Source organism: Mesorhizobium sp. 113-1-2 (genome assembly GCF_016756475.1).
Taxonomy (GTDB): Bacteria; Pseudomonadota; Alphaproteobacteria; order Rhizobiales; family Rhizobiaceae; genus Mesorhizobium; species Mesorhizobium loti_C.
Map to the genome: position 1 here is coordinate 1,430,041 of NZ_AP023242.1, position 22,251 is coordinate 1,452,291.

The 22,251-nt window shown below is 63.4% G+C and carries 25 protein-coding genes; 11 read left to right on the top strand and 14 right to left on the bottom strand.

What is annotated here, in order from left to right:
* Positions 1-124 precede the first annotated feature (124 nt).
* Positions 125-1,609, bottom strand: coding sequence for a carboxypeptidase M32 (locus JN279_RS06845; protein WP_096451245.1), 1,485 nt, complete (start codon positions 1,607-1,609; stop codon positions 125-127).
* Between the two features lie 244 nt (positions 1,610-1,853).
* Between JN279_RS06845 and JN279_RS06850 the strand changes: the two genes are divergently transcribed.
* A complete protein-coding gene (locus JN279_RS06850; RefSeq protein WP_096451243.1) occupies positions 1,854-2,207 on the top strand; it encodes a DUF1304 domain-containing protein in 354 nt (117 codons plus the stop codon).
* 89 nt (positions 2,208-2,296) lie between these two features.
* Here JN279_RS06850 and JN279_RS06855 read toward each other — a convergent pair whose 3' ends face one another.
* The 7 genes from JN279_RS06855 to JN279_RS06885 all read right to left on the bottom strand — a co-directional run bounded on the left by JN279_RS06855 (position 2,297) and on the right by JN279_RS06885 (position 8,362).
* Complete coding sequence (locus JN279_RS06855; protein WP_096451241.1) at positions 2,297-2,725, bottom strand: hypothetical protein; 429 nt, start codon at positions 2,723-2,725, stop codon at positions 2,297-2,299.
* 248 nt (positions 2,726-2,973) lie between these two features.
* Positions 2,974-4,005, bottom strand: coding sequence for a peptidoglycan -binding protein (locus JN279_RS06860; RefSeq protein ID WP_095201131.1), 1,032 nt, complete (start codon positions 4,003-4,005; stop codon positions 2,974-2,976).
* Between the two features lies 1 nt (position 4,006).
* Positions 4,007-5,032, bottom strand: a complete 1,026-nt coding sequence (locus JN279_RS06865; protein ID WP_096451239.1) for a MotA/TolQ/ExbB proton channel family protein — start codon at positions 5,030-5,032, stop codon at positions 4,007-4,009.
* Between the two features lie 201 nt (positions 5,033-5,233).
* The gene (gene trhA / locus JN279_RS06870; RefSeq protein ID WP_202352375.1) at positions 5,234-5,920 is read right to left on the bottom strand and encodes a PAQR family membrane homeostasis protein TrhA; all 687 of its coding nucleotides are present in this window, start codon (positions 5,918-5,920) and stop codon (positions 5,234-5,236) included.
* Positions 5,921-6,002: 82 nt separating this feature from the next.
* Positions 6,003-6,803, bottom strand: coding sequence for an inositol monophosphatase family protein (locus JN279_RS06875; protein WP_202352376.1), 801 nt, complete (start codon positions 6,801-6,803; stop codon positions 6,003-6,005).
* A gap of 24 nt (positions 6,804-6,827) precedes the next feature.
* A complete protein-coding gene (gene efp / locus JN279_RS06880) occupies positions 6,828-7,394 on the bottom strand; it encodes an elongation factor P (protein WP_019861758.1) in 567 nt (188 codons plus the stop codon).
* Between the two features lie 116 nt (positions 7,395-7,510).
* Positions 7,511-8,362, bottom strand: a complete 852-nt coding sequence (locus JN279_RS06885) for a LysR family transcriptional regulator (RefSeq protein WP_202352377.1) — start codon at positions 8,360-8,362, stop codon at positions 7,511-7,513.
* Positions 8,363-8,470: 108 nt separating this feature from the next.
* On the opposite strand from JN279_RS06885, the gene JN279_RS06890 reads away from it, so the two are divergent.
* Complete coding sequence (locus JN279_RS06890) at positions 8,471-9,487, top strand: zinc-dependent alcohol dehydrogenase family protein (RefSeq protein WP_202352378.1); 1,017 nt, start codon at positions 8,471-8,473, stop codon at positions 9,485-9,487.
* Positions 9,488-9,502: 15 nt separating this feature from the next.
* Here the strand turns inward: JN279_RS06890 and JN279_RS06895 are convergent, their stop codons facing one another.
* The 4 genes from JN279_RS06895 to JN279_RS06910 form a co-directional block, all read right to left on the bottom strand.
* Positions 9,503-10,498 carry a tetratricopeptide repeat protein gene (locus JN279_RS06895; RefSeq protein ID WP_446720396.1) on the bottom strand — a complete coding sequence of 332 codons (996 nt, stop codon included), beginning with the start codon at positions 10,496-10,498 and terminating at the stop codon, positions 9,503-9,505.
* Positions 10,499-10,544: 46 nt separating this feature from the next.
* Positions 10,545-11,192: a thiamine phosphate synthase gene (locus JN279_RS06900; RefSeq protein ID WP_202352380.1), complete on the bottom strand. Its 648-nt coding sequence runs from the start codon at positions 11,190-11,192 to the stop codon at positions 10,545-10,547.
* Between the two features lie 101 nt (positions 11,193-11,293).
* Positions 11,294-11,935, bottom strand: coding sequence for a PH domain-containing protein (locus JN279_RS06905; RefSeq protein WP_202352381.1), 642 nt, complete (start codon positions 11,933-11,935; stop codon positions 11,294-11,296).
* Between the two features lie 72 nt (positions 11,936-12,007).
* On the bottom strand, positions 12,008-12,892 hold the full coding sequence (locus tag JN279_RS06910; RefSeq protein WP_202352382.1) for a DMT family transporter: 885 nt from the start codon (positions 12,890-12,892) through the stop codon (positions 12,008-12,010).
* A 132-nt stretch (positions 12,893-13,024) separates the two neighbouring features.
* Between JN279_RS06910 and JN279_RS06915 the strand changes: the two genes are divergently transcribed.
* The 3 genes from JN279_RS06915 (at position 13,025) to JN279_RS06925 (ending at position 15,174) form a co-directional block, all read left to right on the top strand.
* Complete coding sequence (locus JN279_RS06915; RefSeq protein ID WP_202352383.1) at positions 13,025-13,477, top strand: Lrp/AsnC family transcriptional regulator; 453 nt, start codon at positions 13,025-13,027, stop codon at positions 13,475-13,477.
* Positions 13,478-13,560: 83 nt separating this feature from the next.
* A complete protein-coding gene (locus JN279_RS06920; protein ID WP_202352384.1) occupies positions 13,561-14,289 on the top strand; it encodes a class I SAM-dependent methyltransferase in 729 nt (242 codons plus the stop codon).
* 114 nt (positions 14,290-14,403) lie between these two features.
* A complete protein-coding gene (locus JN279_RS06925) occupies positions 14,404-15,174 on the top strand; it encodes a sulfite exporter TauE/SafE family protein (protein ID WP_096451217.1) in 771 nt (256 codons plus the stop codon).
* Between the two features lie 42 nt (positions 15,175-15,216).
* Here the strand turns inward: JN279_RS06925 and JN279_RS06930 are convergent, their stop codons facing one another.
* Complete coding sequence (locus JN279_RS06930) at positions 15,217-15,768, bottom strand: DUF2269 family protein (protein WP_202352385.1); 552 nt, start codon at positions 15,766-15,768, stop codon at positions 15,217-15,219.
* Positions 15,769-16,095: 327 nt separating this feature from the next.
* On the opposite strand from JN279_RS06930, the gene JN279_RS06935 reads away from it, so the two are divergent.
* From JN279_RS06935 to JN279_RS06960, 6 genes are all read left to right on the top strand, one after another.
* The gene (locus JN279_RS06935; protein ID WP_202352386.1) at positions 16,096-16,476 is read left to right on the top strand and encodes a hypothetical protein; all 381 of its coding nucleotides are present in this window, start codon (positions 16,096-16,098) and stop codon (positions 16,474-16,476) included.
* A gap of 383 nt (positions 16,477-16,859) precedes the next feature.
* Positions 16,860-17,393 carry a protease adaptor protein RcdA gene (gene rcdA / locus JN279_RS06940; protein WP_172222804.1) on the top strand — a complete coding sequence of 178 codons (534 nt, stop codon included), beginning with the start codon at positions 16,860-16,862 and terminating at the stop codon, positions 17,391-17,393.
* 92 nt (positions 17,394-17,485) lie between these two features.
* Entirely contained in the window at positions 17,486-17,995 is a 510-nt protein-coding gene (gene ruvC, locus JN279_RS06945; RefSeq protein ID WP_056575418.1) for a crossover junction endodeoxyribonuclease RuvC, read from the top strand.
* Positions 17,996-18,008: 13 nt separating this feature from the next.
* Positions 18,009-18,629, top strand: a complete 621-nt coding sequence (gene ruvA, locus JN279_RS06950) for a Holliday junction branch migration protein RuvA (RefSeq protein WP_202352387.1) — start codon at positions 18,009-18,011, stop codon at positions 18,627-18,629.
* 43 nt (positions 18,630-18,672) lie between these two features.
* Positions 18,673-19,710 (top strand): Holliday junction branch migration DNA helicase RuvB, encoded by a 1,038-nt coding sequence (gene ruvB / locus JN279_RS06955; protein WP_096451207.1) that lies wholly within the window; start codon positions 18,673-18,675, stop codon positions 19,708-19,710.
* Positions 19,711-19,869: 159 nt separating this feature from the next.
* Positions 19,870-20,766 carry a metallophosphoesterase gene (locus JN279_RS06960; RefSeq protein ID WP_096451205.1) on the top strand — a complete coding sequence of 299 codons (897 nt, stop codon included), beginning with the start codon at positions 19,870-19,872 and terminating at the stop codon, positions 20,764-20,766.
* A gap of 86 nt (positions 20,767-20,852) precedes the next feature.
* On the opposite strand, the gene JN279_RS06965 is transcribed toward JN279_RS06960, so the two are convergent.
* The gene (locus tag JN279_RS06965) at positions 20,853-22,103 is read right to left on the bottom strand and encodes a glycoside hydrolase family 5 protein (RefSeq protein ID WP_096451203.1); all 1,251 of its coding nucleotides are present in this window, start codon (positions 22,101-22,103) and stop codon (positions 20,853-20,855) included.
* Positions 22,104-22,251 lie beyond the last annotated feature (148 nt).

The following is a 22,251-nucleotide window of genomic DNA, read 5'->3' on the forward strand; positions in this document are numbered from 1 at the left end:
CACCAGTGATAGAAAAGTAGAGGCGATCCTGCAAGATCGCCATCAGGCGATGGCGCCTCATCGCCTTGTTGTTCGCCGGCTGTTGCCGCTTGTCACCGAAATCGGGATGGCACGATGGCCGATCTCATCCGCCGTAGCGCTGCTTCAGGTGATTGACGAAATACACGGCGTTGAGCTTTTCGCCGGTGGCGCGTTCGAGCAGTTCCGGCGTCGACCAGCGCGATCCCTGCGACCATATCTTCTTGCGGCGCCAGTCGTTGATGGCAGTGAAATTCCCTTTCGCCAGATCGTCGTCGGCGGAGGGATGCTCCCGCGTCAGAGCGGCCCATTGCTGCGCCGCCATCATCGCGCCCAGCGTATAGGACGGGAAGTAGCCGAAGGCGGCGCCCGGCCAATGCACGTCCTGCATCGGCCCGTCGGCCGGGTTGTCCAATGTGGAGAGGCCGAGATAGTCGCGCATCTTGGCGTCCCAGGCTTCGGGAAGATCAGCCACCTCCAGCCTGCCCGCGACCAGCTCCTGCTCCAACTCGTAGCGCAGGATGACATGCAGGGGATAGGTCACCTCGTCGGCGTCGACGCGGATCAGGCCGCGCTCGACGCGATGCACATGCGGCAGGAGGTCGTCGAGCGACCAGGTCTCGCCAAGATGCCTTTCCAGCACCGGCAGCGCCCAGCGCCAGAAGGCGGGATTGCGGCCGACCTGCTTTTCGACGAACAGGCTCTGGCTTTCATGCACGGCCATGCCGCGCGCCTTGCCGAGCGGCCAGTGCGACCAGGCCTTCGGCAGGTTCTGCTCGTAGAGCGCGTGGCCGGTCTCGTGCAGCACGCCCATCAGCGCCGACAGGAAATCCGATGTCTTGTAGCGGGTGGTGATGCGCACGTCGCTGGGCACGCCGCCGCAGAAGGGATGGTGCGACACCGACAGTGAGCCGTGCGTCAGGTCGAAACCGACCGCCGCCATCATGGCAAGGCCAAGTTCGCGCTGCTTGTCGATCGCATAGGTGCCCGAAAGCGGCTTCAGCGGATGCTTGCGCAGCCGCGCTTCCTGGATCGCCAGCGCCTCCGGCACGAATCCCTTGAGGAAGGCTTTCAGCTCCGCGAAGACGGGGGTGATGTCCGCCGTACGGTTGCCGGGGTCGAATTGCTCCATCAGCGCATCGTAGGGGGCGAGGCCGAGCACGGCGGAGCGCAGAGCTGCCTCTTCGCGCACCAGCGCCACCACGCCCTCGAGCGCCGGCTGGAAGCCCGCCCAATCGTTCTTGGCGCGCAGGTCGCGCCACAGCTGCTCGCACCGCATGCGCGCCGTCGTCTGGCGTTCGACGAACTCGACCGGCAGGCAGGTCAGGTTGGTGTATTGCCGCCGCAGTTCGCCGAGAGCCGCGCGTTGCTCGTCGTCGAGCGCCTCGCCTTCGGCGGCGGTGATCCAGTCGGCGATTTCCGGTGCGGTTGCCCTGGTGTGGTACATGCCGGCCAGTGCCGCCATCGCCTCGGCACGCTTCTCGCCGCCGCCGACGGCCATATGCGTCGCCTCATCGGCGCCGAGAATGGCCAGCGCATGCTCAAGCGCTTCGAGCTTGTGGCCGAGGTCGTCGAGTTTCTGAAAGGACATGGCGGCTTCCGTGATTGAGGACGGCGCGAAAAGACACCAACGCAAAAGCGTTGGCAACCCTCAGAGCAGTTCACCGTTTCACGGAAACGGCAACCTGCTCTGACTCTTTGTTTTGACGCAAATTCCCAAGGGAAAACCGCTTCACACTTTTCCTGGAATTGCTCTGGATACCGTCCGCCAGATGCGCCTTGCGCAGGCGATGCGACACATGAAATGCTGCCGGTAACGCGTGAAGGGGGAGCAAATGATCGGCAACATCCTGGTCGGGCTGGTGGCCTTGATCCATGTCTACATCGTCTATCTCGAGATGGTGCTGTGGGACACGCCGCGCGGGCACAAGACATTCCGCCTGACGCCGGAATTCGCCAATGCCTCGAAGGTGCTGGCCGCCAATCAGGGCCTCTATAACGGATTTCTCGCCGCCGGCCTGATCTGGGGGCTTTATCTCGGCGCCGCCGGTTTTCAGGTCAAAGTTTTCTTCCTGTTGTGCGTCGCGATTGCCGGCCTCTACGGCGCGGCAACGGTCGGCCGCAAAATCCTGTTCATCCAGACCGTGCCGGCGGTGGTCGCCCTGATCGCGGTCTGGCTTGGTTGGTAGGCAAGCGGGACAGGCGAGGAAAAAGGACGCCCGCGGGATTGGGGTCCCGAAGGCGCCAGATGGTCCCTTCCTCTTGGGCCCTTAGAGGCTCAGCCGTTCGGATAGTTTCCTCCGTCGGAGCCGTCGCCCATCTGGAAACCGCTGCCAGTATAGATCATCAAGCGCTGGTCGACACGGTCGAGATGGCTCAGCAGGTCATGATACTGCGCGGCCGGTATCCTGCCGTGATCCGACGCGGCAATCTTCTCGGCCGCCCGGCGGATCTGGTCGGCGCGCATTTCCAGGTGTGCCGCCACGGTCGGGGTGATGCTGTTGGCCTGCCGTGCGTCGACGATGCCCTGGCGGACGCCTTGAGCCTGTTCAATGAGGGCTTCGACACGCGGACCCGTCAAATCGGTCGGGTTGGTGGCATCGAGAACGCCCTTGTGATGGCCCGCGGCATAGGCGCCGGCGAGCGGAATGGCGATGAAGAATGCGGTCAGTGCTGCAGTTCTGAGCGTGGGGTTAAAAGAGCGCATCGTCGCGTCTCCTCCTGAAGAGAAAGGCAGCGGTTCTTACGTCTGCCTCCCTGCCGTGGGTCGTCCAGTTCCGTCGCGTCGCGATGGGAGGCATCGCCGGCGGTTCTCGGCCCTGCGCGGCAAGCTAGGAGCGCTTCGGCGTGAAGTGTAATTAAAAAAAGATAATCTTTTCAGGCCTTGCCCGCTCCGGCCTGCGCCCTAGAGTTGAGCCGACGAACAAGTTCGCGTGACTTTTCCGTGATGATGAATCACCGTTCGGTGAGCTTCAGTTCAATGCGGCGGTTCTTGTTGCGCGCCTCGTCGGTGTCGGCGGGATCGAGCGGCTGGAACTCGCCGAAGCCGGCGGCGACCAGCCGGTTGGCCGGCACGCCGTTCTCGATCAGGAACTTGACCACCGAGGTCGAACGCGCCGTCGACAGCTCCCAATTGTCGCGATAGCGGCCTGTGCCGGAGAGCGGCTTGTTGTCGGTGTGGCCATCGACGCGCAGCACCCAGTTGATCTCGGGCGGAATTTCCTTCTGCAGTTCGATGATGGCGTCGGCGAGCTTCTTCATTTCGACCTTGCCGGCATCGTTGATCACCTCGGAGCCGGTCGGGAACAGCACTTCCGACTGGAAGACGAAGCGGTCGCCGACGATGCGGATGTTCTCGCGGTCGGCGAGGATCTCGCGCAGGCGCCCGAAGAAGTCGGAGCGGTAGCGGTTCAATTCCTGCACGCGCTGCGCCAGGGCGACGTTTAGGCGGCGGCCGAGATCGGCGATTTTGGTGTTGGAATCGCGGTCGCGGGTCTCGGACACGTTGAGCGCATCCTCGAGCGCGCCGATCTGCTTGCGCAGTGCCGCGATCTGCTGGTTGAGAATCTCGACCTGGCTCAGCGCCTGCTGGCTGATCTGGCGCTGGTTGTCGAGTTCGCCGCCCAACACCGCGGCCCGCTGGTTGGCGGCATCGCCGGCGCCGGCACCTTGCGCCAGCAACTGTTCGAGCCGGCTCTTCTCGGCCTCGGCCGCCGATAGCGACGCCTGCAGATTGGCGAGCGAATCGTCCTTGTCCTGTGCCGTCGAGCGCTCCAGTGCCAGCAGCTGGGTCAGTTCGTTGATTTGCGAGTTGAGCCGGTTGAGAACGGTGTCCTTGCCGGAGATTTCACGGCCGAGCAGAAACTGCGCCAGAACGAAGACGGTGAGCAGAAACATGATGGCGAGCAGCAGCGTCGACAGCGCGTCGACAAAGCCCGGCCAGTAGTCGATGCGGCGATCGGTGCGCCGGCCCCTGGCAAGCGCCATGTCAGTGCACCCCGGGCTTCTTCAGGGCGTCGGCGATCTTTTCCAGCGTGTTGCGCATCGCCTTCTGCTCATCGGACTGGGCCTCGACCCAGTCGCGCATGATCTGCTGCTCGGAGCGCATGTTCTTGACCAGGCCGGAAATGCCGTCGGCGAGATTGGCCATGGCGGTGGCGACGCGCGGATTGGAGCCGCCGCCATTCTCCTGCATGCTGCGCAGCCGCTCCGACAGCACACGAATCTCGTCGGAAGATTCGGTCTTGGCCGGATCGGAGACGACGATGTCGGAGGAGAGATCCGTGACCGAGGACAGCCAGTTCTCAAGCTCGGTGTAGAAGCGCGTCTGGGCGCGGCCCGCCTGCAGGTCGAGGAAGCCGAGGACGAGCGAGCCCGACAGGCCGAACAGCGAGGAGGAGAAGGCCGTGCCCATGCCGGCCAGCGGTGCCGACAGCCCCTGCTTCAGCGAATCGAGCACCGCCGCGGCATCACCCGTGCCGGGGTCGAGCGATTCGATGGTCTCGCGGATCGAGCCGATCGTGTTGAGCAGGCCCCAGAAGGTGCCGAGCAGGCCGAGGAACACCAGGAGGCCGACCAGGTAGCGCGAGGTGTCGCGGCTCTCGTCAAGGCGCGTGGCGATGGAATCGAGCATGGTGCGCATCGAGGAGGTCGAGAAGGCCATGGTCGAGGAGCGGCCGATCATGGCTTTCATCGGCGCCAGCAGCACCGGTTCTGTCGTCTCCGAGCCGGCGCGGAAGGAGTTGACCCAGCGCACCTCGCGAAACAGCCGCCCGACCTGGGCGAAGGCGAGCAGGATGCCGACCACGAGCACACCGATGATCAGGCCGTTGAGCCCGGGATTGGTGACGAAAGCCGTCGAGATCTGGCGGGTCAGGATGGCGGCAATAAAGGCGACGATGGCCAGGAAGATGACCATGGTCAGCAGGAAGACCTGCGGACTCGACAATTTATGCGGATCGTAGATCAGAACGTCGGAGCGCCTGCCCATGCCGAAGGATCTGAGAAAAGCCATCCGTGCCCCGTTTCCGATGCTCTATTTGCCTTTACGCAATTCCGAACGGGAAACCGCTCACACTTTCCCTGGAATTGCTCCAGCGCCGCCGATCACGTAGTTGGCGACTCTAAACGGAATTGTGACCAAATTGAATGGCGCTTGGCAATATTGCCGTGGGGCCCCTGTGCCCGCTCGTGCGATCGGCGATCGAAAGCCAAGTCAGAGCCGGTTGATGACCAGGCAGTCGACCATGGCCGCCAGGTGCAGGCCGGCGCCGGTGACGACAAAGCCGTGCCACAGCGCGTTGTGGAAGCGCAGTCCCTTCCAGGCGAAGAAAATGACGCCGCAGGAATAGACGATGCCACCGGCGACGATGAGCACGATCGAGGTCGTCGGCAGCGTCTCGACGAGCGGCTTGACCAGGACGATGCCACTCCAGCCGATGGCGAGGTAGAAGACCACAGCCAGCCGGTCGAAGCGGCCGGGGAAGAACACTTTGATGGCGATGCCTGCCGCCGCCGCGATCCAGACCAGCACGATCATCCAGCGGGCCAGCGGCGAAGCGTCGAGCTGGGCGAGAAAGGGCGTGTAGGTGGCGGCGATCAAGAGATAGATCGCGGCGTGATCGAAACGCCGCAGAACCCATTTAGCCGGGGAGGACACCGGCCACAGATTGTAGGCCAGCGACACCGACAGAACCGTAAGCAGCGAAACGACATAGAACGTGGCGGCGATGTATTCGCCCGGCCCGACCCGAAACGCCGCCAGCGCCAGCAGTGCCGAACCGGCCGCGATCGCCAACACGATGCCGACAGCATGGACGATACCGTCGGCGATCAACTCGGCGCGCGAATAGTGCCAGCGCCCGATGAACGGAATGTCGAGTTGCGGCGGTGTGTTGGTCATCGATCGTCCTGCGTCACCCCATATCTGGGCAACCGCCGGACAGTATTTCAAGCTTAGGTGGCGGTTTTGCGACTGCGGCTGTTCAGCGCGGTGCCAGGGGCGTTTTCACCGTCTTCAGCAGTGCGCGCTGGATGACCTCATTGCCGGCGACGACCGAGCCGTTGTCCAGCATGTCTTGTCCGCCATCCATATCGGAAACGAAACCGCCGGCTTCGCGGATCAAGAGCAGGCCGGCGGCGATGTCCCAGGCCGACAGGCCGGTTTCCCAGAAGCCGTCCATACGGCCGGCGGCGACATAGGCGAGATCGAGCGAGGCCGAGCCAAGCCGCCTGATGCCGGAAACCTCGGCCATGACGTTGCGCAATTCGACGAGGAAATTGCCGTGGTGGCCGCGTCCCAGATGCGGCATGCCGCAGCCGATTACCGTGTCGACCAGCTTGATGCGGCCGGCGACGCGCAACCGGCGGTCGTTCATGAAGGCGCCGCCGCCGCGCTCGGTCGTATAGAGTTCGTCCATCGCCGGATTGTAGATGACACCGGCGACGATCTGGCCCTGGCGCTCCAGCGCGATCGAGACGGCGAAAAGCGGAATGCCGTGCAGGAAATTGGTGGTGCCGTCGAGCGGATCGACGATCCAGCGGTGCTGGCTGTCGTCGCCTTCCACCACGCCGCGCTCTTCCATCAGGAAGCCATAGCCCGGACGTGCCTTCGACAATTCGGCAAACAAGATGTCCTCGGCCTTGCGGTCGGCCTGGCTGACATAGTCGCCCGGGCCTTTCAGCGAGACCTGCAGGTTCTGGACCTCGCCGAAGTCGCGCGACAGCGAGCGGCCGGCCTTCATTGCGGCCTGGACCATGACGTTGAGAAGGGCTGAGCGTGCCATAGTGTGTCTTCCTGTGCCCGCGTGTCAGTCCGCGCGGCGCACGTAAGTGATTTCGTTGGTGTCGACGATGATGCGTTCGCCGGCGCCGATGAAGGGCGGCACCAGTACGCGGATGCCGTTCTCCAGCACCGCCGGCTTGTAGGAGGATGCCGCCGTCTGGCCCTTCACCACCGGGTCGGCCTCGGTGATGGTCAGGGTCACATAATCGGGCAGCGAAATGCCGATCGGCCTCTCCTCATAGAGCTGAACCGTCACCATCATGCCGTCCTGCAGGAATGCGGCGCGGTCGCCGACGAAATCCTTGTTCAGTTCGAGCTGCTCGTAGCTTTGGGTGTCCATGAACACCAGCGCGTCGTCCTGCTCGTAGAGGAAGGAAAAATCCTTCAGGTCGAGGCGGATCTGCTCGACCGTCTCGGCCGAGCGGAAGCGCTCATTGAGCTTGGTGCCGTTGATGAGGTTCTTTAGTTCGACCTGGTTATACGCGCCGCCCTTGCCGGGCTTGACGGTGTTGGTCCTGACCGCGACCCACAGGCCGCCATCGTGCTCGATGACGTAGCCGGGACGGATTTCGTTGCCATTGATCTTGGCCATGATGATGGGATCCGGAATGAGATTTTCGCCGGGACAAGCGATTTAGGGGCTCCCAAGACCACAAATCGCCAGGAGAGGCAAGGGACGCCGGACGGAGCCCAGCCGGCTCGCCGGCATCAGGCCTCGATCTTGATGGCTTCGCCGACGGCCTTCGCTATGGCCTGTGCGGCCATCGCCAGCCGGTTGAGGTGCGGGGAGCGCAGTGCCACGACCTGCAATGAAAGGTCGACATCGACAAGCGCGAGGCCGTCGGGAAGTCCGCGCGCCGCGAGCCGCAACGGCATGAGGCCAAGGCCGTGTCCCCGACGTATCCATTCCATCTGCATCGCCGGGTCCTGGATTTCCGCCGCCACAACAAGCCGATGCCGTTCGCCGCCCAAATTGGCGAGGAGGCTCTGACGCGCGTCGCAAGGTTCGGGGCTAAGAACCCAAGGCATGCGAGCGTTCGTGACATGGGGTTCGGTGCCGCCAGCCTGGGCTATGACGCAGAGACGTTCGGTGCCGAGCACTTCCGAGCCTTGATGATCGGCAGGCCGCAGAACGATCGCCATATCGAGTTGGCCGCGTTCGAACTGGTCGATGAGCTCCGCGCTCCAGCCGGTCTTGAGCCGCAACGATATTTTTGGAAACGCAGCAGCCGCGCCGGCGATGGCGCCGGCAACGCCGGCATCGGACAAGCCATGCGCCAGGCCGACACGCAGCACGCCTTGCGGCTCGGCGTCGGCGGCGAACGCTTTCAGAGCCTCGACCGAAGCCAGTATGTCCTTTGCCCGCGCCAGCACCTCCAATCCCGCCGCGGTCAGGCGCGGCGGCTTCTGCCGGCGATCGAGAAGCGTTGTCGCGAGCATATCCTCCAGCCGCTGCATCTGCCGGGTAACGGCAGGCTGCGTCAGCGGCAGACGCTGCGCGACTTTCTGGATCGAGCCTTCCTCGGCGAAGAGAACAAGCGTGCGCAATTCTTCCAGCATTCCGAAAATGCTCCAGGTGCATAATCATTCTGATTATTATGAATTTGAAATCACGATGCTGGCAAGCGATTTTCCTTTCGACGGATCTCCAAAAGGAAAGGGAAGACAATGCAGGCAATCGAATTGCAGGCGCCCGGCGGCATCGACAATCTCAGATTGGTCGAGCGGCCAATGCCGGAACCAGGCCGCCAGGAGATGATCATCAGGGTCAAGGCAACCGCGCTCAACTACCGTGACGTGGAGATCGCCCGTGGCAGTTACCACACCGCCTTTGCGCTGCCGCTGATACCGCTTTCGGACGGTGTCGGCGAAGTGGTCGCGGTTGGCGCCGAAGTGACCCGCTTCAAGGTGGGCGACCGCGTCTGTGGCACGTTCTGGCAGCGCTGGGTCGGCGGCAGCTTTGCCATGGCCGAACCGTCCTATCAACGCGGCGGTCCCATCGATGGTCTGCTCAGCGAATTCGCGCGGCTGGACGAACAGGCGGCCGTGCTCGCGCCGCCACATCTGAGCGATGTCGAAGCGGCGACATTGCCTTGTGCCGCGGTCACGGCCTGGCACGCGCTGTTCACGGAAGGCCAGTTGAAGCCGGGCGAGACGGTGCTCAGCCTGGGCACTGGCGGCGTCTCGCTGTTTGCGGTGCAGTTCGCCGCGGTAGCCGGCGCACGTGTCATCGTCACGTCAAGCAGCGACGACAAGCTCACGCGGGCAAAGGCGCTTGGAGCGCATGACGGCATCAATTACCGCAGCGATCCGGACTGGGCGACGGCGGTGCTGACGCTGACCGGCGGACGCGGGGCCGACCACATTATCGAAGTCGGCGGACCACAAAGCTTCGAGCAATCGTTGAAGGCCGCGGCGCGCGGCGCCCAGATCAACGTCATCGGCTATCTCGGCGGCAGCGACGGGTCGATCAATCCGCTCGACATCTTTCGCCGCCAGGTCACGGCGCGCGGCATACCGGTCGGTTCACGCGAATCCTTCGAGGCGATGAACCGGGCGCTCCTCGTGAACGGACTGCGGCCGGTGGTCGATCGGGTCTTTCCCTGGGTGGAGGCAGAAGAGGCTTTTCACCATCTCGAACATGGCTCGCCATTTGGCAAGGTCGTCCTCGATCACATGCAATGACTGCACGGGCCGCCATCAAGGCAGGCGGTTCGCCTTCTGCAGAGCCTGCTTGGTCTGGTCGTCGCCCAGCCCTTGCAGGAAATCGTCCATGTCGGGATCGATGAGACCGGCGCGGCGGGCGACGATATACCAGGCGCCGGCGAGCACCAGGTCCGGGTCGGTGCCGATGCCTTGCATATAGAGCTTTGCCAGGCGGTTCTGGGCGGCGACATTGCCGCCCTCGGCAGCCTGCTTCGTCCAGCCGAACGCCGATTTCAGGTCGCGGGCGCCGCCGCGGCCCTCGATCATCCAGGCGGCGAGATCGATCTGCGCGGTATCGTAGTTCTGCCGTGCCGCCTGCGCCAAAAAGCGCCTTGCCTGCACATCGTCGCGCGGCTTGCCTCCGACGCCGTTGGCGTAGATCTGGGACATGGCGTATTGCGCGTCGGCGAGACCGGTCGCGGCAGCGCGCTCATAATAGGCGGCTGCTTTGGCTAGACCCGCCTCGCCGGGATCCTGCTGGACCAGCATCTGCGCGAAATTGAACTGCGCCAGCTGGTTGCCGGCTTCGGCGGCCGCCTGCATCAGCGCGTAGGCCTCCTTCGTGTCCTTCTTGACGTAACGGCCGTCGAGCAGCATCAGCGCATACTGGAACTGCGATTCCGGCACGCCCTGCTCCGCAGCGCTAGCATACCATTTTGCCGCCTCCGCCGCGTTCAACGGCACGCCGAGCCCGCGCGACAGGATTTCGGCCACCAATGTCTGCGCCGCCGGGTCGCCGTTTTGCGCGCGGGGCAGCGCCAGGTTGTAGGCCGTCTTGTAGAGCCCGCGCTGGAAGGCGCCATAGGCCGCGTCCGCGGGCTTGGCCCCGAAACGGTCTGGATTGATGCTGTCGGCCGAGGGCAGCGGTGCGGGCTCCGCCGTGGTGGCGGGTTGCGGCAGCTGGTTTTCGATCGGCTTGTCGGTGTGCACGCCGGCTTCAGGCTTGGGTTGCGGCAAGGGTATGGTTTCGGCGGCGGCGGCCTGAATCATGGCCGCTGCAAGCAAGGCCTGAAGGGGAAGCCTCACCGGAACCACATCAGTCCTCGAAGCGTGGCGCGGTTTCGTCGAGCAGCGCGTTGGCTCGGGCAATCGCCGCTTGCGGATCGACGCCATCGGCGAAGACTGCGCTCGACAACGCGACGAATTCGGCGCCGGTGGCCGCCACTTCCTCGATGGAAGCCAGATCGGACCCGGCCATGACGATGCAGGGGATCTGGATCATGTCGGCCCACCATCGTCCCAGCGACAGGTTGCGCGGATGCGGCTCGGGCTTGTTGTCGTAGCCGAAGCGGCCGAAGAAGATGTAGTCGGGCCGCGTCTCGCCAAGCTCGAGCGCATCGTCCCGCGTCTTGGCACCGCCGGCGCCAACCATCATTTTCGCCTGGAAATGTTCGATCGTCTCGGCAAGCTCGGCCTTGGAGACCTCGACATGGATGCCGTCGGCCTGGACACGCCCCGCGACGCGGGTGTCGCCGGCAATGACGACCGCCACCCCCGCGGCCTGCGCCGCCGGCACGATCTGTTCGGCAAAGGCCTGGAAGGAGGCCTCGTCCATGCCGTTCTCGGGCAGGATCAGCGAAGCGACGTCGCCACCGTCGAATGCGGTGGCGATGCGGGCGGCCGGCACGCCGGGCGGAGTGATCAGCACGATGCGGCAGCGATTTGGGGGTGTGGCGTCGTTCATGGTTCTTCAATCCCGGGTTTCGCCTATGCCGGGCGAAGATGGTTGGATTGCGGCATAGAGCAAACTGCCGGAATTGAACAGGCGTCAGCTGTCAGGCGACATCAGGTGGAGCGAAGACCATTGCGGGCTTTCGTGACGATGTCGAAGACTTTCGACGGGTCCTCGATGCCAAGGAACTGCGGCACGGGGTCGAGAGCCGGCGACCAGCTGCCAAAACTTCGACAGCGCGATTGAGACCAGCCGCCCGGACTTCCGAAGACCGATGCCGCTGCGCCGAAGCGCAAACTGCCGCGCTTTTCGCCCTCGCCGGTGAGCTGGATGTCGGGAAGACGCTCCAGATCGATCGATGTGAAGGTGGCGAAAGGCGCGGTGCGCATGATGAGAATGCGTTTGTCGGTGACCGCATAGGAGATGCGCTGTCTCAGCCAAGCGTCGACAGCAAATCTGCCAAACACGAAGAAGAGCCCGATGCAGATGAACATTGCGCCCCATGCGTCGAAGAAGAGCGGCGCACCTTGCGTTGCCGCGGTATAGGTCCAGAAAATTGCAAAACCGCACCAGAGCAGGCTGAACGGAATGAGAAACATATCCCGGCTGGTGAAGAACAGGCCTTGCGCGGGAATGCCGCTCCAAACGATGTGTTCGCGGGGCAACAGCCGTCCCTGAAAAGATCCGAGCGCCACGCCTTTACCCCGTTGCTTTGTGCCCGCATCCACATCGCACGGACGGCGATCGCCGCGCAAATCAGCAACGCGTTATCCGCCGCGAGATCATGGGTTCGAAAGTATCGTCGCAGCCATCCACATTCGAGGAGGCTACGCCGGCACTTTCGACTTCCACAGCGACCAGCCGAGATTCATGCCGGCCGCCGCCGTCAGGATCAAAGCGGCGCCGATGATCTGGCTGAGATGCAGCCGATGGCCGAAAGCCACGACATCGACCAGGATGGCGACGACCGGATAGATGAAGGACAGCGATCCCTGCAGATGCGTCGGCAGCTTCTGGATGGCGCCGTACATCAATATGTACATCAGCCCGGTGTGGACGATGCCGAGCGTCGCCAGCATGGCCCAGCTCCATGCATCGGCCGGAAGATGCGCGAGGTTGGCGAAGGGCGCCAGCATGACGACGCCGACGCAGACCTGGATCAGCGCGATCAGATGCGGCGGTGTGCCCTTGAGTTTCTTGGTGACGATGGCCGCGACGGCCCAGAAGAAGGCGGCCGCCAGCGCCATGAGGATGCCGGCAAAATAGTTGGTGCCGACATCGCCGGCGTCAGGGGCCGCCTCGACGATCAGCACCATGCCGGCGAAGGCGATTGTCAGCCAGGTCAGCTTGGTCAGCGTCAGCCGCTCGGCGAAGAAGAGCGCGCCGAAGCCGACCAGCATGAAGGGCTGGGTGTTGTAGACGGCGGTGGCGATCGAGATCGAAGCGCGCGAGAAGGCGCTGAACAGGAGCAGCCAGTTGATGACGATGGCCGCACCACCAAGCGCGGCGAGACCGATGACGCGCAAGGACAGCCTGTTGCGCAGCAATCCGAGGCAAGCGCAGATAATCAGCAGCGTCACCGCGCCGAACGCGCAGCGCCAGAACACCACATCCATGATCGGCTGGCCGGACATGATGACGAACCATCCGATCGTTCCCAGGATCGCCATTGCGGCCGACATTTCGACCGTGCCGCGTACCGTATCGTTCATGATAGACCTCTGGACCTGTTGAGGGCACATGATCTCATGCGATGTGGACACTTTCCATCTCGTGGAAAAGGCGGTATGGAGAGATTGCCTAATTATATTAGGTAACTTCTGCGAATTTGTGAGAAATCTGAAATGCTTGACGATCTCGACCGAAGTCTCCTCGAAATCCTGGTGAGGGATGCGCGGACCTCGCTGAAGGAACTGGCTGCCCAGGTCGGGCTGTCGTCGCCGAGCGTTTCGGAGCGGCTGCGGCGGCTCGAGGAGCGCGGCGTCATCCGGGCGTTCACCGTCGAGATCGATCCGCTGGCGCTCGGCTACACCTTGCAGGCGATCGTGCGCATCAAGCCTCTGCCGGGCAAGCTGCATATCGTCCAGAAGCTGATCGAGGAGATTGCCGAGTTCGCCGAATGCGACAAGGTGACGGGTGATGATTGTTTCGTCGCGCGGCTGTTCGTGCGCTCGATCGGCGATCTCGACGGCATTCTCGACCGCATTGCCGATAAGGCCGAGACAAGCACCGCCATCATCAAGGCGCAACCGATCCGGCGGCGGCCGCCGCCACTCGGGACTTCGTCATCGTCTTGACTCCACATGGCCATGGTGGAAATGCGCGGCCAGTCCACCAAATGTCAGTTCGTCAGATGATAGGCTGAGAGACGAGGACGGACATGGCACAGAATATCTATGACCAGCCGGATTTCTTCGCGGGCTACAGCCAGCTTGGCCGGTCGATCGAAGGCCTGGACGGTGCCGCCGAATGGCCGGCGCTGCGGGCGATACTGCCTGAAGTCGGCGGTTTGCGCATCGTCGACCTCGGCTGCGGCTTCGGCTGGTTCTGCCGCTGGGCGCATGAGCACGGGGCGAGCCACGTCCTTGGGCTGGACCTGTCGGAGAACATGCTGGGCCGGGCGAGGGCGGCCGGCCCGGACGCAGGCATCATCTATGAGCGAGCCGACCTTGACCAGCTCAGCCTGCCGCGAGCCAGCTTCGATCTCGCCTACAGCTCGCTTGCGCTGCACTATGTCGAGGACGTCGCGCGCCTGTTCAGGACGGTGCATCAGGCCTTGTCGCCGGGCGGGCATTTCGTCTTCTCGACGGAACATCCGATCTACATGGCTCCGACCAGGCCCAGCTGGGCGGTCGATGCCGAAGGCCGCAGGACATGGCCTGTAGACCGGTATCTGGTGGAAGGTCCGCGCAGGACCGACTGGCTGGCCAAGGGCGTGGTGAAACACCACCGCACCATCGGCACCACGCTGAACGCGCTGATCCGGTCCGGTTTCACCATCGGGCATGTCGAGGAATTCTGTCCGACGGACGCCCAGATCACGGCCAGGCCGGAACTGGCGGAAGAACTCGAGCGGCCGATGTTCCTGCTGGTCTCGGCGCGGCGATAGGCACGAGCCGGACATTGGCGGGTGTTCGGCAACCGGTCCGGATTTGCAGTCGCCCGAAACGCAATTCTGGGTTATTCAGGCACTGACGCCTTCCCTCCAGACCAGTCCCTCCCCATGTCAGGCCTGCTTCTCGATCCGTGGTTCTACGCGGCCGCCATACCGGCGGTCATTCTGGTCGGCCTGTCCAAGGGCGGGTTTGGCGGCGCCGTCGGTTTCGTCGGCGTGCCGCTGATGGCGCTGACCATACCGCCGGTGCAGGCGGCCGCCATCCTCTTACCGATCCTGTGCCTGATGGACATCGTCTCGGTGTGGACGTGGTGGGGCGTTTACGACCGCAAGATGCTGGTCGACATGATGCCGGGCGCCGTCATCGGCATTGGCCTCGGCTGGCTGACGGCCGCACTGGTCACCGAAGAGGCGGTGCGGCTGATCGTCGGCGCCGTCGCCATCATCTTCGTGTTGCGCTGGCTCTATCTGCAGTTCCGCCATGGCGCCGACCATGCCGCCGAGCCCAACCGCCTGGCCGCGGCGATCTGGGGGACGGTTGCCGGCTTCACCAGCTTCGTCGCCCATGTCGGCGGCCCGCCCTTCCAGGTCTATGCCTTGCCGATCCGGCTCGACCCCAAGGTCCTGTCGGGCACGGCCGCGATCTTCTTTGCCGCGACCAATGCGTTGAAGCTCATCCCCTATTTCGCGCTCGGCCAGTTCGACACCGCCAATCTGACGGCATCGGCCGTGCTGATGCCGCTGGCGCCGCTGTCGACCATCGCCGGCGCCTGGCTGGTGCGGCGGATGCGGCCCGAGATCTTTTATCCCTTCACCTACGCGACCGTGGCGGTCGTGGCGCTGAAGCTTTTGTGGGATGGTCTTGCCGGCCTGATGTAACAGGCCGGCGGATTTGCTGCCGCGCGCGGTTCACCGCCAGCGTCAGGCGGCGCTTTCCACGAGCCGGCGGCTTCCACTGAAGGCCAGCGTGGCGCCCACCACCAGGACCAGTATCATGCCAGCGAGGATGCCGACATCATGCATGGTCGGCTTGAGCACCATGTCGGCGACGATCACCAGCATCACCGCATAGTCGAAGCGCGCCGCGCTCATCATGCGCTGGCCGATGGCAAGCACAGCCGGCGTGACGCCCTCCTTGGCGATCATCGCGCCCATGCGCTCGCCGGTCGGCTTGAAGATGAACATGCCGATCGAGAAGGTCGTGGCGTAGCCGACCAGGCCGATGATGATCCACAGGTCGGAGAAGCCGACCCAGAAGCTGCACATGATCAGGCCGAAGATCAGGGTGAGCATCGACATCGGCGCGAAGAAACACCCGCCCAGCTGTCCGCTGGCGCGCATCGCCTGAAGCTTGTCCGCGATGTTGCCGGCGCGCTCGGCAAGCACGCCGAGCAGGAACAGCACGAAGCCGCCGCCGACCCACAAAATGGCCGAGACGATGTGGAGAAATTTGACGATCGAATACCAGTCCATCCGTTGCTCCTTGGGATATTTCGGGTTTTGCGGCGGAGCGGATATGCCCCGGCCGCCAGAGGAGCGGGCGTTTAGCGTGGCGCCTGTTTCGGAACGATGTCGCGAAAAACAGTTTCTGTTTCGGCGGCTTTCAACCAGCGCGGTTGCCAACAACAAGCCGATGCGCGGTTTCATTTCTGCTATTGTCGGATGCGTCAGGGGAGCGCGACATCGTCTTGAAACACTGCCGATGCTAGTGCGCCGACACCGGGAGCCCGGTGGCGACAGCAATCGCCTGACGATCAACCCATTCCCGAAAACGGGAAAAGGCAATTCGAGGGGACAAGCATGCAAGGGGTAGCACGGAATTTCTTCACACTGGCGATCATCTATGCACTGTGCGGGATGGCGCTCGGCATCCACATGGCGATCAGCCAGGATCATGGCCAGATGCCGACCCACGCTCACACCATGGTCGCGGGATGGCTGATGTCGGCAGTCTTCGCCTTCTTCTATCATCTGTTTCCGGCGGTCGGACAAAAGACGCTGGCCGTCGTCCATTTCTGGCTGACGGCCATCAGCGGCATCGGCCTGCTGATCGGCCTCTACTTCCTGCTTGCCGGCAATGCCGCGATCGAACCGATGGTGGCGGCGTCTTCGATGGGCTTCTACGCGGCCATGCTCCTGTTTGCCTTTATCGCCCTGCCCGCGGTCTGGAAAAAGGCCTGAATCGAAGGCCGATAGGGTTCTTGGGGCTGTGCTGTTACGGCACAGGAATGGGGCGTTCAGTCAAAAAACATCGGTGCCGTTAAAGGTTCATTAAGCTTTACAGGCGTTTACTATGCGCATCCAGTGATCTGGATTCTTACCGAGTGGTTGGAGCCACTTTGTTTGACGCCTCCCTGTTAAACTCCTGAGAGCCGCCTTATCCGCGGCTCTTTTTTTGTCCGCATTCCGGTTGCACGCCGGGTGTCGGTCCGCTGTTAACCTTCTGTTAAACATGTGCTTGCCTTCACCCCCGGCGAAGCGCATTTTCAAGCTTCAGTTGGATAGGGTGCCGGGTGTATCGGCAGAGAACCGAATCGGCCGGTTGCAAGTGCAGGGGCGTAGCAATGAACGAGCCTTCGAAGGGCAGTGCGAAAACCGTTAAACTGGCGGAGCGTCGGGTTTTTTCGCATTCCTTCAAACCGCTCTACCAGGAAGGCATGGGGCTGGTCGAACAGGCGGCTGAATATCTCGACGGCAAGGGCCGCGCCGAGGCCAAGAAGCTGTCGCGGCTGGCGGCCACGCTCTACGCGGCCGAATCGATGCGGCTGACGACCAGGCTGATGCAGGTTGCCTCCTGGCTGCTTTTGCAGCGTGCGGCCAATTCCGGCGAAATGACCCGCGACCAGGTCGCTTCGGAAAAATCCAAGGTGCGCCTCGATACCGCTTCCGCGCATGACGAAGCCGCTGGCTGGGCCGAACTGCCCGAGGATTTCCTCGACCTCGTCAACCGCTCGCTTCGCCTGCAGGCGCTGGTGCGCCGCATGGACGACGAGATCTACGGCGCCGGCGCAGTGGTCGACATGCAGCCTGTGGGCCGCCGGCCCAATCCGGTTTCGGACCAGATCAGCCTGCTCAACACCGCTTTCGCCCGCAACTAATCGGCTTCGGAATATTTCCGGCTCGATAGATGCCGTTTCCGGTTTGTTCACATTTCGCTGGCATCGCTGTCCCCCGGAGGTAAAGTAACCGGATGGGGGACGCGATTCGCATCATTGGTATCGATCCGGGGCTCAGGCGCACCGGCTGGGGCATCGTCGAGAGCCTCGGCAATTCCTTGCGCTTCGTCGCGTCCGGCACCGTGCGCTCCGAGGACAAGGCGGCACTGGCGACGCGGCTCTGCCAATTGCATGACGGGCTTGCCGAAGTCCTGCATGCGGCAATGCCGCATGAGGCGGCCGTCGAACAGACCTTCGTCAACAAGGATGCAGTGGCGACGCTGAAACTCGGCCAGGCGCGCGGCATCGCCATGCTGGTGCCGGCGCGGGCCGGCCTGGTCGTCGCCGAGTATGCGCCCAATGCGGTGAAGAAGGCTGTCATCGGCGTCGGCCATGGCGACAAGAAGCAGATCCACATGATGGTCAAGGTGCTGCTGCCCAAGGCGACCTTCGACACCGAACATGCCGCCGACGCGCTGGCCATAGCCATCTGCCATGCGCATCACCGCCAGAGCGCCGCCTATCGGATGGCGCTGGCGTCATGAGAGGCTGTCGGAAATGATCGGCAAGCTCAAGGGCACGTTGGACGAGATCGACGAGGATCATTGTCTCGTCGACATTCATGGCGTCGGCTATGTCGCCTATTGCTCGGCGCGCACGCTGGCGGCGCTGCCTTCACCTGGCGAAGCGGTGGTGCTGTTCATCGAGACCTATGTGCGCGAGGACATGATCCGGCTATACGGTTTCCAGTCGCAGCTTGAGCGCGAGTGGTTTCGGTTGCTGATGAACAATGTGCCGGGTGTCGGCGCCAAGGTAGCGCTTGCCATCCTGTCGACCCTGACGCCGGCCGACCTCGCCAATGCGATTGCACTGCGCGACATCGCCATGGTCAGCCGAGCCCCTGGCGTCGGCAAAAAGGTGGCCGAGCGCATCGTTACCGAATTGAAGAACAAGGCGCCGGCCTATGCGGGTACTGCCTCCGGCACCATCGGCCTGAAGCAGGAGCTTGGTGAAGGCGTAGCAGCCGCACCGATCACCGACGCGGTCTCGGCACTGGTCAATCTCGGCTATTCGCGCGACACCGCCGCCAATGCGGTTGCCGCAGCGCTGAAGACAGCGGGCGAGGACGCGGACGCCTCGAAGCTGATCCGCTTCGGCCTGAAGGAACTGGCGCGGTGAGGGCTCGCTTGTCCGGTCCTCTGCCTTGTGCGAGGAAGGCAGCATGAGCCTGTCGCCCCGTCTCATTGCGCCGGAAAAACGCGGCGAGGATGCCGATCAGACCTTGCGGCCGCAGACGCTCGCCGACTTTGTCGGCCAGGCGGCGGTGCGGGCCAATCTCAAAGTGTTCATCGAGGCTGCCAAGGGCCGCAACGAGGCGCTCGACCATGTGCTGTTCGTCGGTCCGCCGGGGCTCGGCAAGACGACGCTGGCGCAGATCATGGCACGCGAACTCGGCGTCAATTTCCGCTCGACCTCAGGGCCGGTCATCGCCAAGGCGGGTGATCTCGCGGCGCTTCTCACCAATCTCGAAGAAGGCGACGTGCTGTTCATCGACGAAATCCATCGACTGAACCCGGCGGTGGAGGAAATCCTCTATCCGGCGATGGAGGATTTCCAGCTCGACCTGATCATCGGCGAGGGACCGGCGGCGCGTTCGGTGAAGATCGACCTTGCCCGTTTCACGCTGGTCGCCGCCACCACGCGGCTTGGCCTGCTCACCAATCCGCTGCGCGACCGTTTCGGCATTCCGGTGCGGCTCAACTTCTACACGGTCGAGGAGCTGGAGCAGATCGTGCGGCGCGGCGCCCGCATCCTGCAAATGCCGCTCGGCGACGACGGCGCGCTGGAGATCGCGCGGCGCGCGCGCGGCACGCCACGCATCGCCGGCCGGCTGTTGCGCCGTGTGCGCGATTTCGCCTCGGTCGCCGGCGATGGCCATGTCGACCGTCACATCGCCGACGAGGCATTGACCCGGCTGGAAGTCGACGCGCTCGGCCTCGACGCGCTTGACCGGCGCTATCTCTCCATGATCGCCCGCAATTTCGGCGGTGGGCCGGTCGGCATCGAGACCATCGCCGCCGGCCTATCCGAGCCGCGCGACGCCATCGAGGACATCATCGAACCCTATCTCATCCAGCAGGGTTTCATCCAACGCACGCCACGCGGACGCATGCTGACGGCCAATGCATGGCGCCATCTCGGCCTCGACGCGCCGAAGGACCTGGCACAGCAGCAGATCAACCTGTTCCAGGAAGAATAGCCGCCAAGCGATCCGGCGCGAGTTCCCAGACCAGTGATCAAGGATATGTGACCCGTCCTGCGCAAAATCTGCGCGTCTTTGCCGATTTGCCGGCGTAATCCTGGATTTTATCGAACGCGTGCGGGGAACCGCTGCGATCGAAGGGCTGGGAGCCAATCCATGATAACCAGACGCGGGTTCCTGCGCTTTGTCGGCGGGTCGTTCCTGACCGCTGCCGCGCTCGGCGCCTATGCGGTCGGCATCGAGCCGATGCTTTTGACGCATGTGAAGCGCTACGCGCTGAAGCCGCCGCACTGGCCTGATGGCCTGAAGCTGAGGGTTGTCGCGCTCGCCGACATCCACGCCTGCCGGCCCTGGATGACGCAGGAGCATATTGCCTCGCTCTGCGAAGACGCGAACGCGTTGCAGCCGGACGTCATTGTGCTGCTGGGCGACTACATTGCCGGCATGCCTCTGGTGACGGGGCCGGTGACGCCATCGCAATGGGCATCCGCGTTGTCGGGCCTCAAGGCGCCGCTCGGCGTCCTGTCGATCCTTGGTAATCACGATTGGTGGAGCGACGGCTTCGCGCAGCGCGCCGGAGCCGGCCCGATCATCGCGCGCAAGGCCCTGGAGAAGGTCGGCATCCCGGTGCTGGAGAATGATGTCGTGCGCCTGGAGAAGGATGGCCATGGCGTCTGGATCGCCGGCCTGGCCGACCAACTGGCGCTGCTGCCGGCCAGGAGGGGTGATGACTGCAAGGGGCTCGACGATCTCGACGGCACGCTGGCCAAGGTCGGTGACACTGCGCCGATCATCCTGCTCGCCCATGAGCCTGACATTTTCCCGACCGTGCCGTGGCGGGTTTCGCTGACCTTGTCGGGCCACACTCATGGCGGGCAGGTGCGGCTGTTCGGCTATTCGCCCGTCGTTCCGTCGCGTTTCGGCAATCGCTACGCCTACGGCCATGTCGTCGAGAACGATCGTAATTTGATCGTCTCCGGCGGGCTCGGCTTCAGCATCATGCCGGTGCGTTTCGGCGTGCGGCCGGAGATCCTGCAGATCGACCTCGGTTGAAATCTTACGTTTTGGGCATGATCTCAGGACAAACGGAAACCGTTTGTCCGAAAACCGGGATCCACTTTTCGGGATCATGCCCGGCCTCAGTGAAGCGAGCGGATCACGTCCATCACGTCAGGCTCGGCCTTGTCGCCATTGAAGGCGTCGACGATGCCGAAGGCACCGCCATAGCTCCAGACCGACCATGAGAAGCCGTGCGCTTCGGCGCGTGCGATCATGTCCTTGACATAGGCGGCCCGATACTCGGCCGGCATCACATAAGCATTGCCGTATTCCTGGCGGATCATGCCGAACTCACCCAGCGTGATGTTTTCCGGGTTGATGCCGTTGGCCTCGGCCCATGCCTCGACCTTGTTGAACGGCGCATCCATCAGGCCGAGCAGCTTGTCGGGGCTGTCCATGCTGGCGACCTGTTCGTCGAGATAGGCCAGCAGGCCACTTTGCCGTGTCCACGGCGCCTCGGCCTTGATCCGGGCGCGGATGGTGTCAAGCGTCACGTCGAGCTGCGCCTTCGGCACTGATGTCAGCGGATAGGGCAGGCCGGTCACGTAGGGAATAAAATCGCCGGCCCAGGTCGCGCCCTGATGGGTGAGCAGGAACGGATCGTAGGAATGGAAGGTCCAGATGACATTGTCATCGGGGGTCGCCTTGGGATCGATCTTTTCCAGGGACGAGGCGGCGGAATAGCAGGCGCCGGTGAGCACCAGGGTCAGCTTGGTTGCCGAGGATCGCGCCGCGGCGAACAATTTGCGCTGGCGGTCCGGCCACAGGCTGGTGCCGTCGCTGTCGCAATCGACGATCGGTTCGTTCATCAGCTCGAAGGCGACTTGTCTGGGATCTTCGCTGGCCAAAGTGCGACCCATTTTGCGCACCATGTCGACATAGCGGTCGAAGGTCTGCGGGTCGTCCATCACTTGCGCCATGCCGATCTTGCGGCTGCTGCCCGCCGGGATCATGTGCATATCGACGATCACCTTCAGGCCGGCGCGGTTGATCATGCGCACCGAGTCCAGCACGCTGGCATAGAGGTCATCACGCAACGCCGTGGTCTGGTCGGACAGGAAGGGTGAGGGATCGACCGGCATGCGCAGGAAGTCGAAGCCAGCCTCCTTCAGCGCCTTAAGGTCGTCGTCTTTGAGGAATTTCCGCCATTCCGGATAGGGCAGGATCGCCTTGGCGTCGCCCCATTGGTCCTCGCCGGGCCAGGTGACCCACTGGTCGAGATTGAGGCCGCGCTTCATCGTAAAAGTCGCCGCCTGGCCGGGCCAAGCCAAAACCATCAGCACAAGCAGCGCCGCCATCAAACGCTTGATCATCGCCGTCAACAGTGCCATCCGATGCCATGTCACGTTAGAGTAGTTCACCGTTTCACAGAAACGGCGAGCCACTCTAACTCTTTGTTTCGACGCAATTCCGGACGGAAAACCGCTCACACTTTTCCTGGAATTGCTCTAGGGAACAGGTGCCTCGTCGAGACTGAAA

Excerpts from the sequence above, each read along its gene's own strand:
- JN279_RS06965 (WP_096451203.1), bottom strand. The coding sequence starts at position 22,103 with ATGGCACTGTTGACGGCGATGATCAAGCGTTTGATGGCGGCGCTGCTT.
- JN279_RS06920 (WP_202352384.1), top strand. The coding sequence starts at position 13,561 with ATGGCACAGAATATCTATGACCAGCCGGATTTCTTCGCGGGCTACAGC.
- JN279_RS06845 (WP_096451245.1), bottom strand. The coding sequence starts at position 1,609 with ATGTCCTTTCAGAAACTCGACGACCTCGGCCACAAGCTCGAAGCGCTT.
- JN279_RS06930 (WP_202352385.1), bottom strand. The coding sequence starts at position 15,768 with ATGGACTGGTATTCGATCGTCAAATTTCTCCACATCGTCTCGGCCATT.
- ruvB (WP_096451207.1), top strand. The coding sequence starts at position 18,673 with ATGAGCCTGTCGCCCCGTCTCATTGCGCCGGAAAAACGCGGCGAGGAT.
- JN279_RS06890 (WP_202352378.1), top strand. The coding sequence starts at position 8,471 with ATGCAGGCAATCGAATTGCAGGCGCCCGGCGGCATCGACAATCTCAGA.
- JN279_RS06925 (WP_096451217.1), top strand. The coding sequence starts at position 14,404 with ATGTCAGGCCTGCTTCTCGATCCGTGGTTCTACGCGGCCGCCATACCG.
- JN279_RS06860 (WP_095201131.1), bottom strand. The coding sequence starts at position 4,005 with ATGGCGCTTGCCAGGGGCCGGCGCACCGATCGCCGCATCGACTACTGG.
- JN279_RS06850 (WP_096451243.1), top strand. The coding sequence starts at position 1,854 with ATGATCGGCAACATCCTGGTCGGGCTGGTGGCCTTGATCCATGTCTAC.
- JN279_RS06915 (WP_202352383.1), top strand. The coding sequence starts at position 13,025 with ATGCTTGACGATCTCGACCGAAGTCTCCTCGAAATCCTGGTGAGGGAT.
- JN279_RS06865 (WP_096451239.1), bottom strand. The coding sequence starts at position 5,032 with ATGGCTTTTCTCAGATCCTTCGGCATGGGCAGGCGCTCCGACGTTCTG.
- JN279_RS06885 (WP_202352377.1), bottom strand. The coding sequence starts at position 8,362 with ATGCTGGAAGAATTGCGCACGCTTGTTCTCTTCGCCGAGGAAGGCTCG.
- JN279_RS06855 (WP_096451241.1), bottom strand. The coding sequence starts at position 2,725 with ATGCGCTCTTTTAACCCCACGCTCAGAACTGCAGCACTGACCGCATTC.
- JN279_RS06875 (WP_202352376.1), bottom strand. The coding sequence starts at position 6,803 with ATGGCACGCTCAGCCCTTCTCAACGTCATGGTCCAGGCCGCAATGAAG.
- ruvC (WP_056575418.1), top strand. The coding sequence starts at position 17,486 with ATGGGGGACGCGATTCGCATCATTGGTATCGATCCGGGGCTCAGGCGC.
- JN279_RS06910 (WP_202352382.1), bottom strand. The coding sequence starts at position 12,892 with ATGAACGATACGGTACGCGGCACGGTCGAAATGTCGGCCGCAATGGCG.
- trhA (WP_202352375.1), bottom strand. The coding sequence starts at position 5,920 with ATGACCAACACACCGCCGCAACTCGACATTCCGTTCATCGGGCGCTGG.
- rcdA (WP_172222804.1), top strand. The coding sequence starts at position 16,860 with ATGAACGAGCCTTCGAAGGGCAGTGCGAAAACCGTTAAACTGGCGGAG.
- JN279_RS06900 (WP_202352380.1), bottom strand. The coding sequence starts at position 11,192 with ATGAACGACGCCACACCCCCAAATCGCTGCCGCATCGTGCTGATCACT.
- JN279_RS06935 (WP_202352386.1), top strand. The coding sequence starts at position 16,096 with ATGCAAGGGGTAGCACGGAATTTCTTCACACTGGCGATCATCTATGCA.
- ruvA (WP_202352387.1), top strand. The coding sequence starts at position 18,009 with ATGATCGGCAAGCTCAAGGGCACGTTGGACGAGATCGACGAGGATCAT.
- JN279_RS06960 (WP_096451205.1), top strand. The coding sequence starts at position 19,870 with ATGATAACCAGACGCGGGTTCCTGCGCTTTGTCGGCGGGTCGTTCCTG.
- efp (WP_019861758.1), bottom strand. The coding sequence starts at position 7,394 with ATGGCCAAGATCAATGGCAACGAAATCCGTCCCGGCTACGTCATCGAG.
- JN279_RS06895 (WP_446720396.1), bottom strand. The coding sequence starts at position 10,498 with ATGATTCAGGCCGCCGCCGCCGAAACCATACCCTTGCCGCAACCCAAG.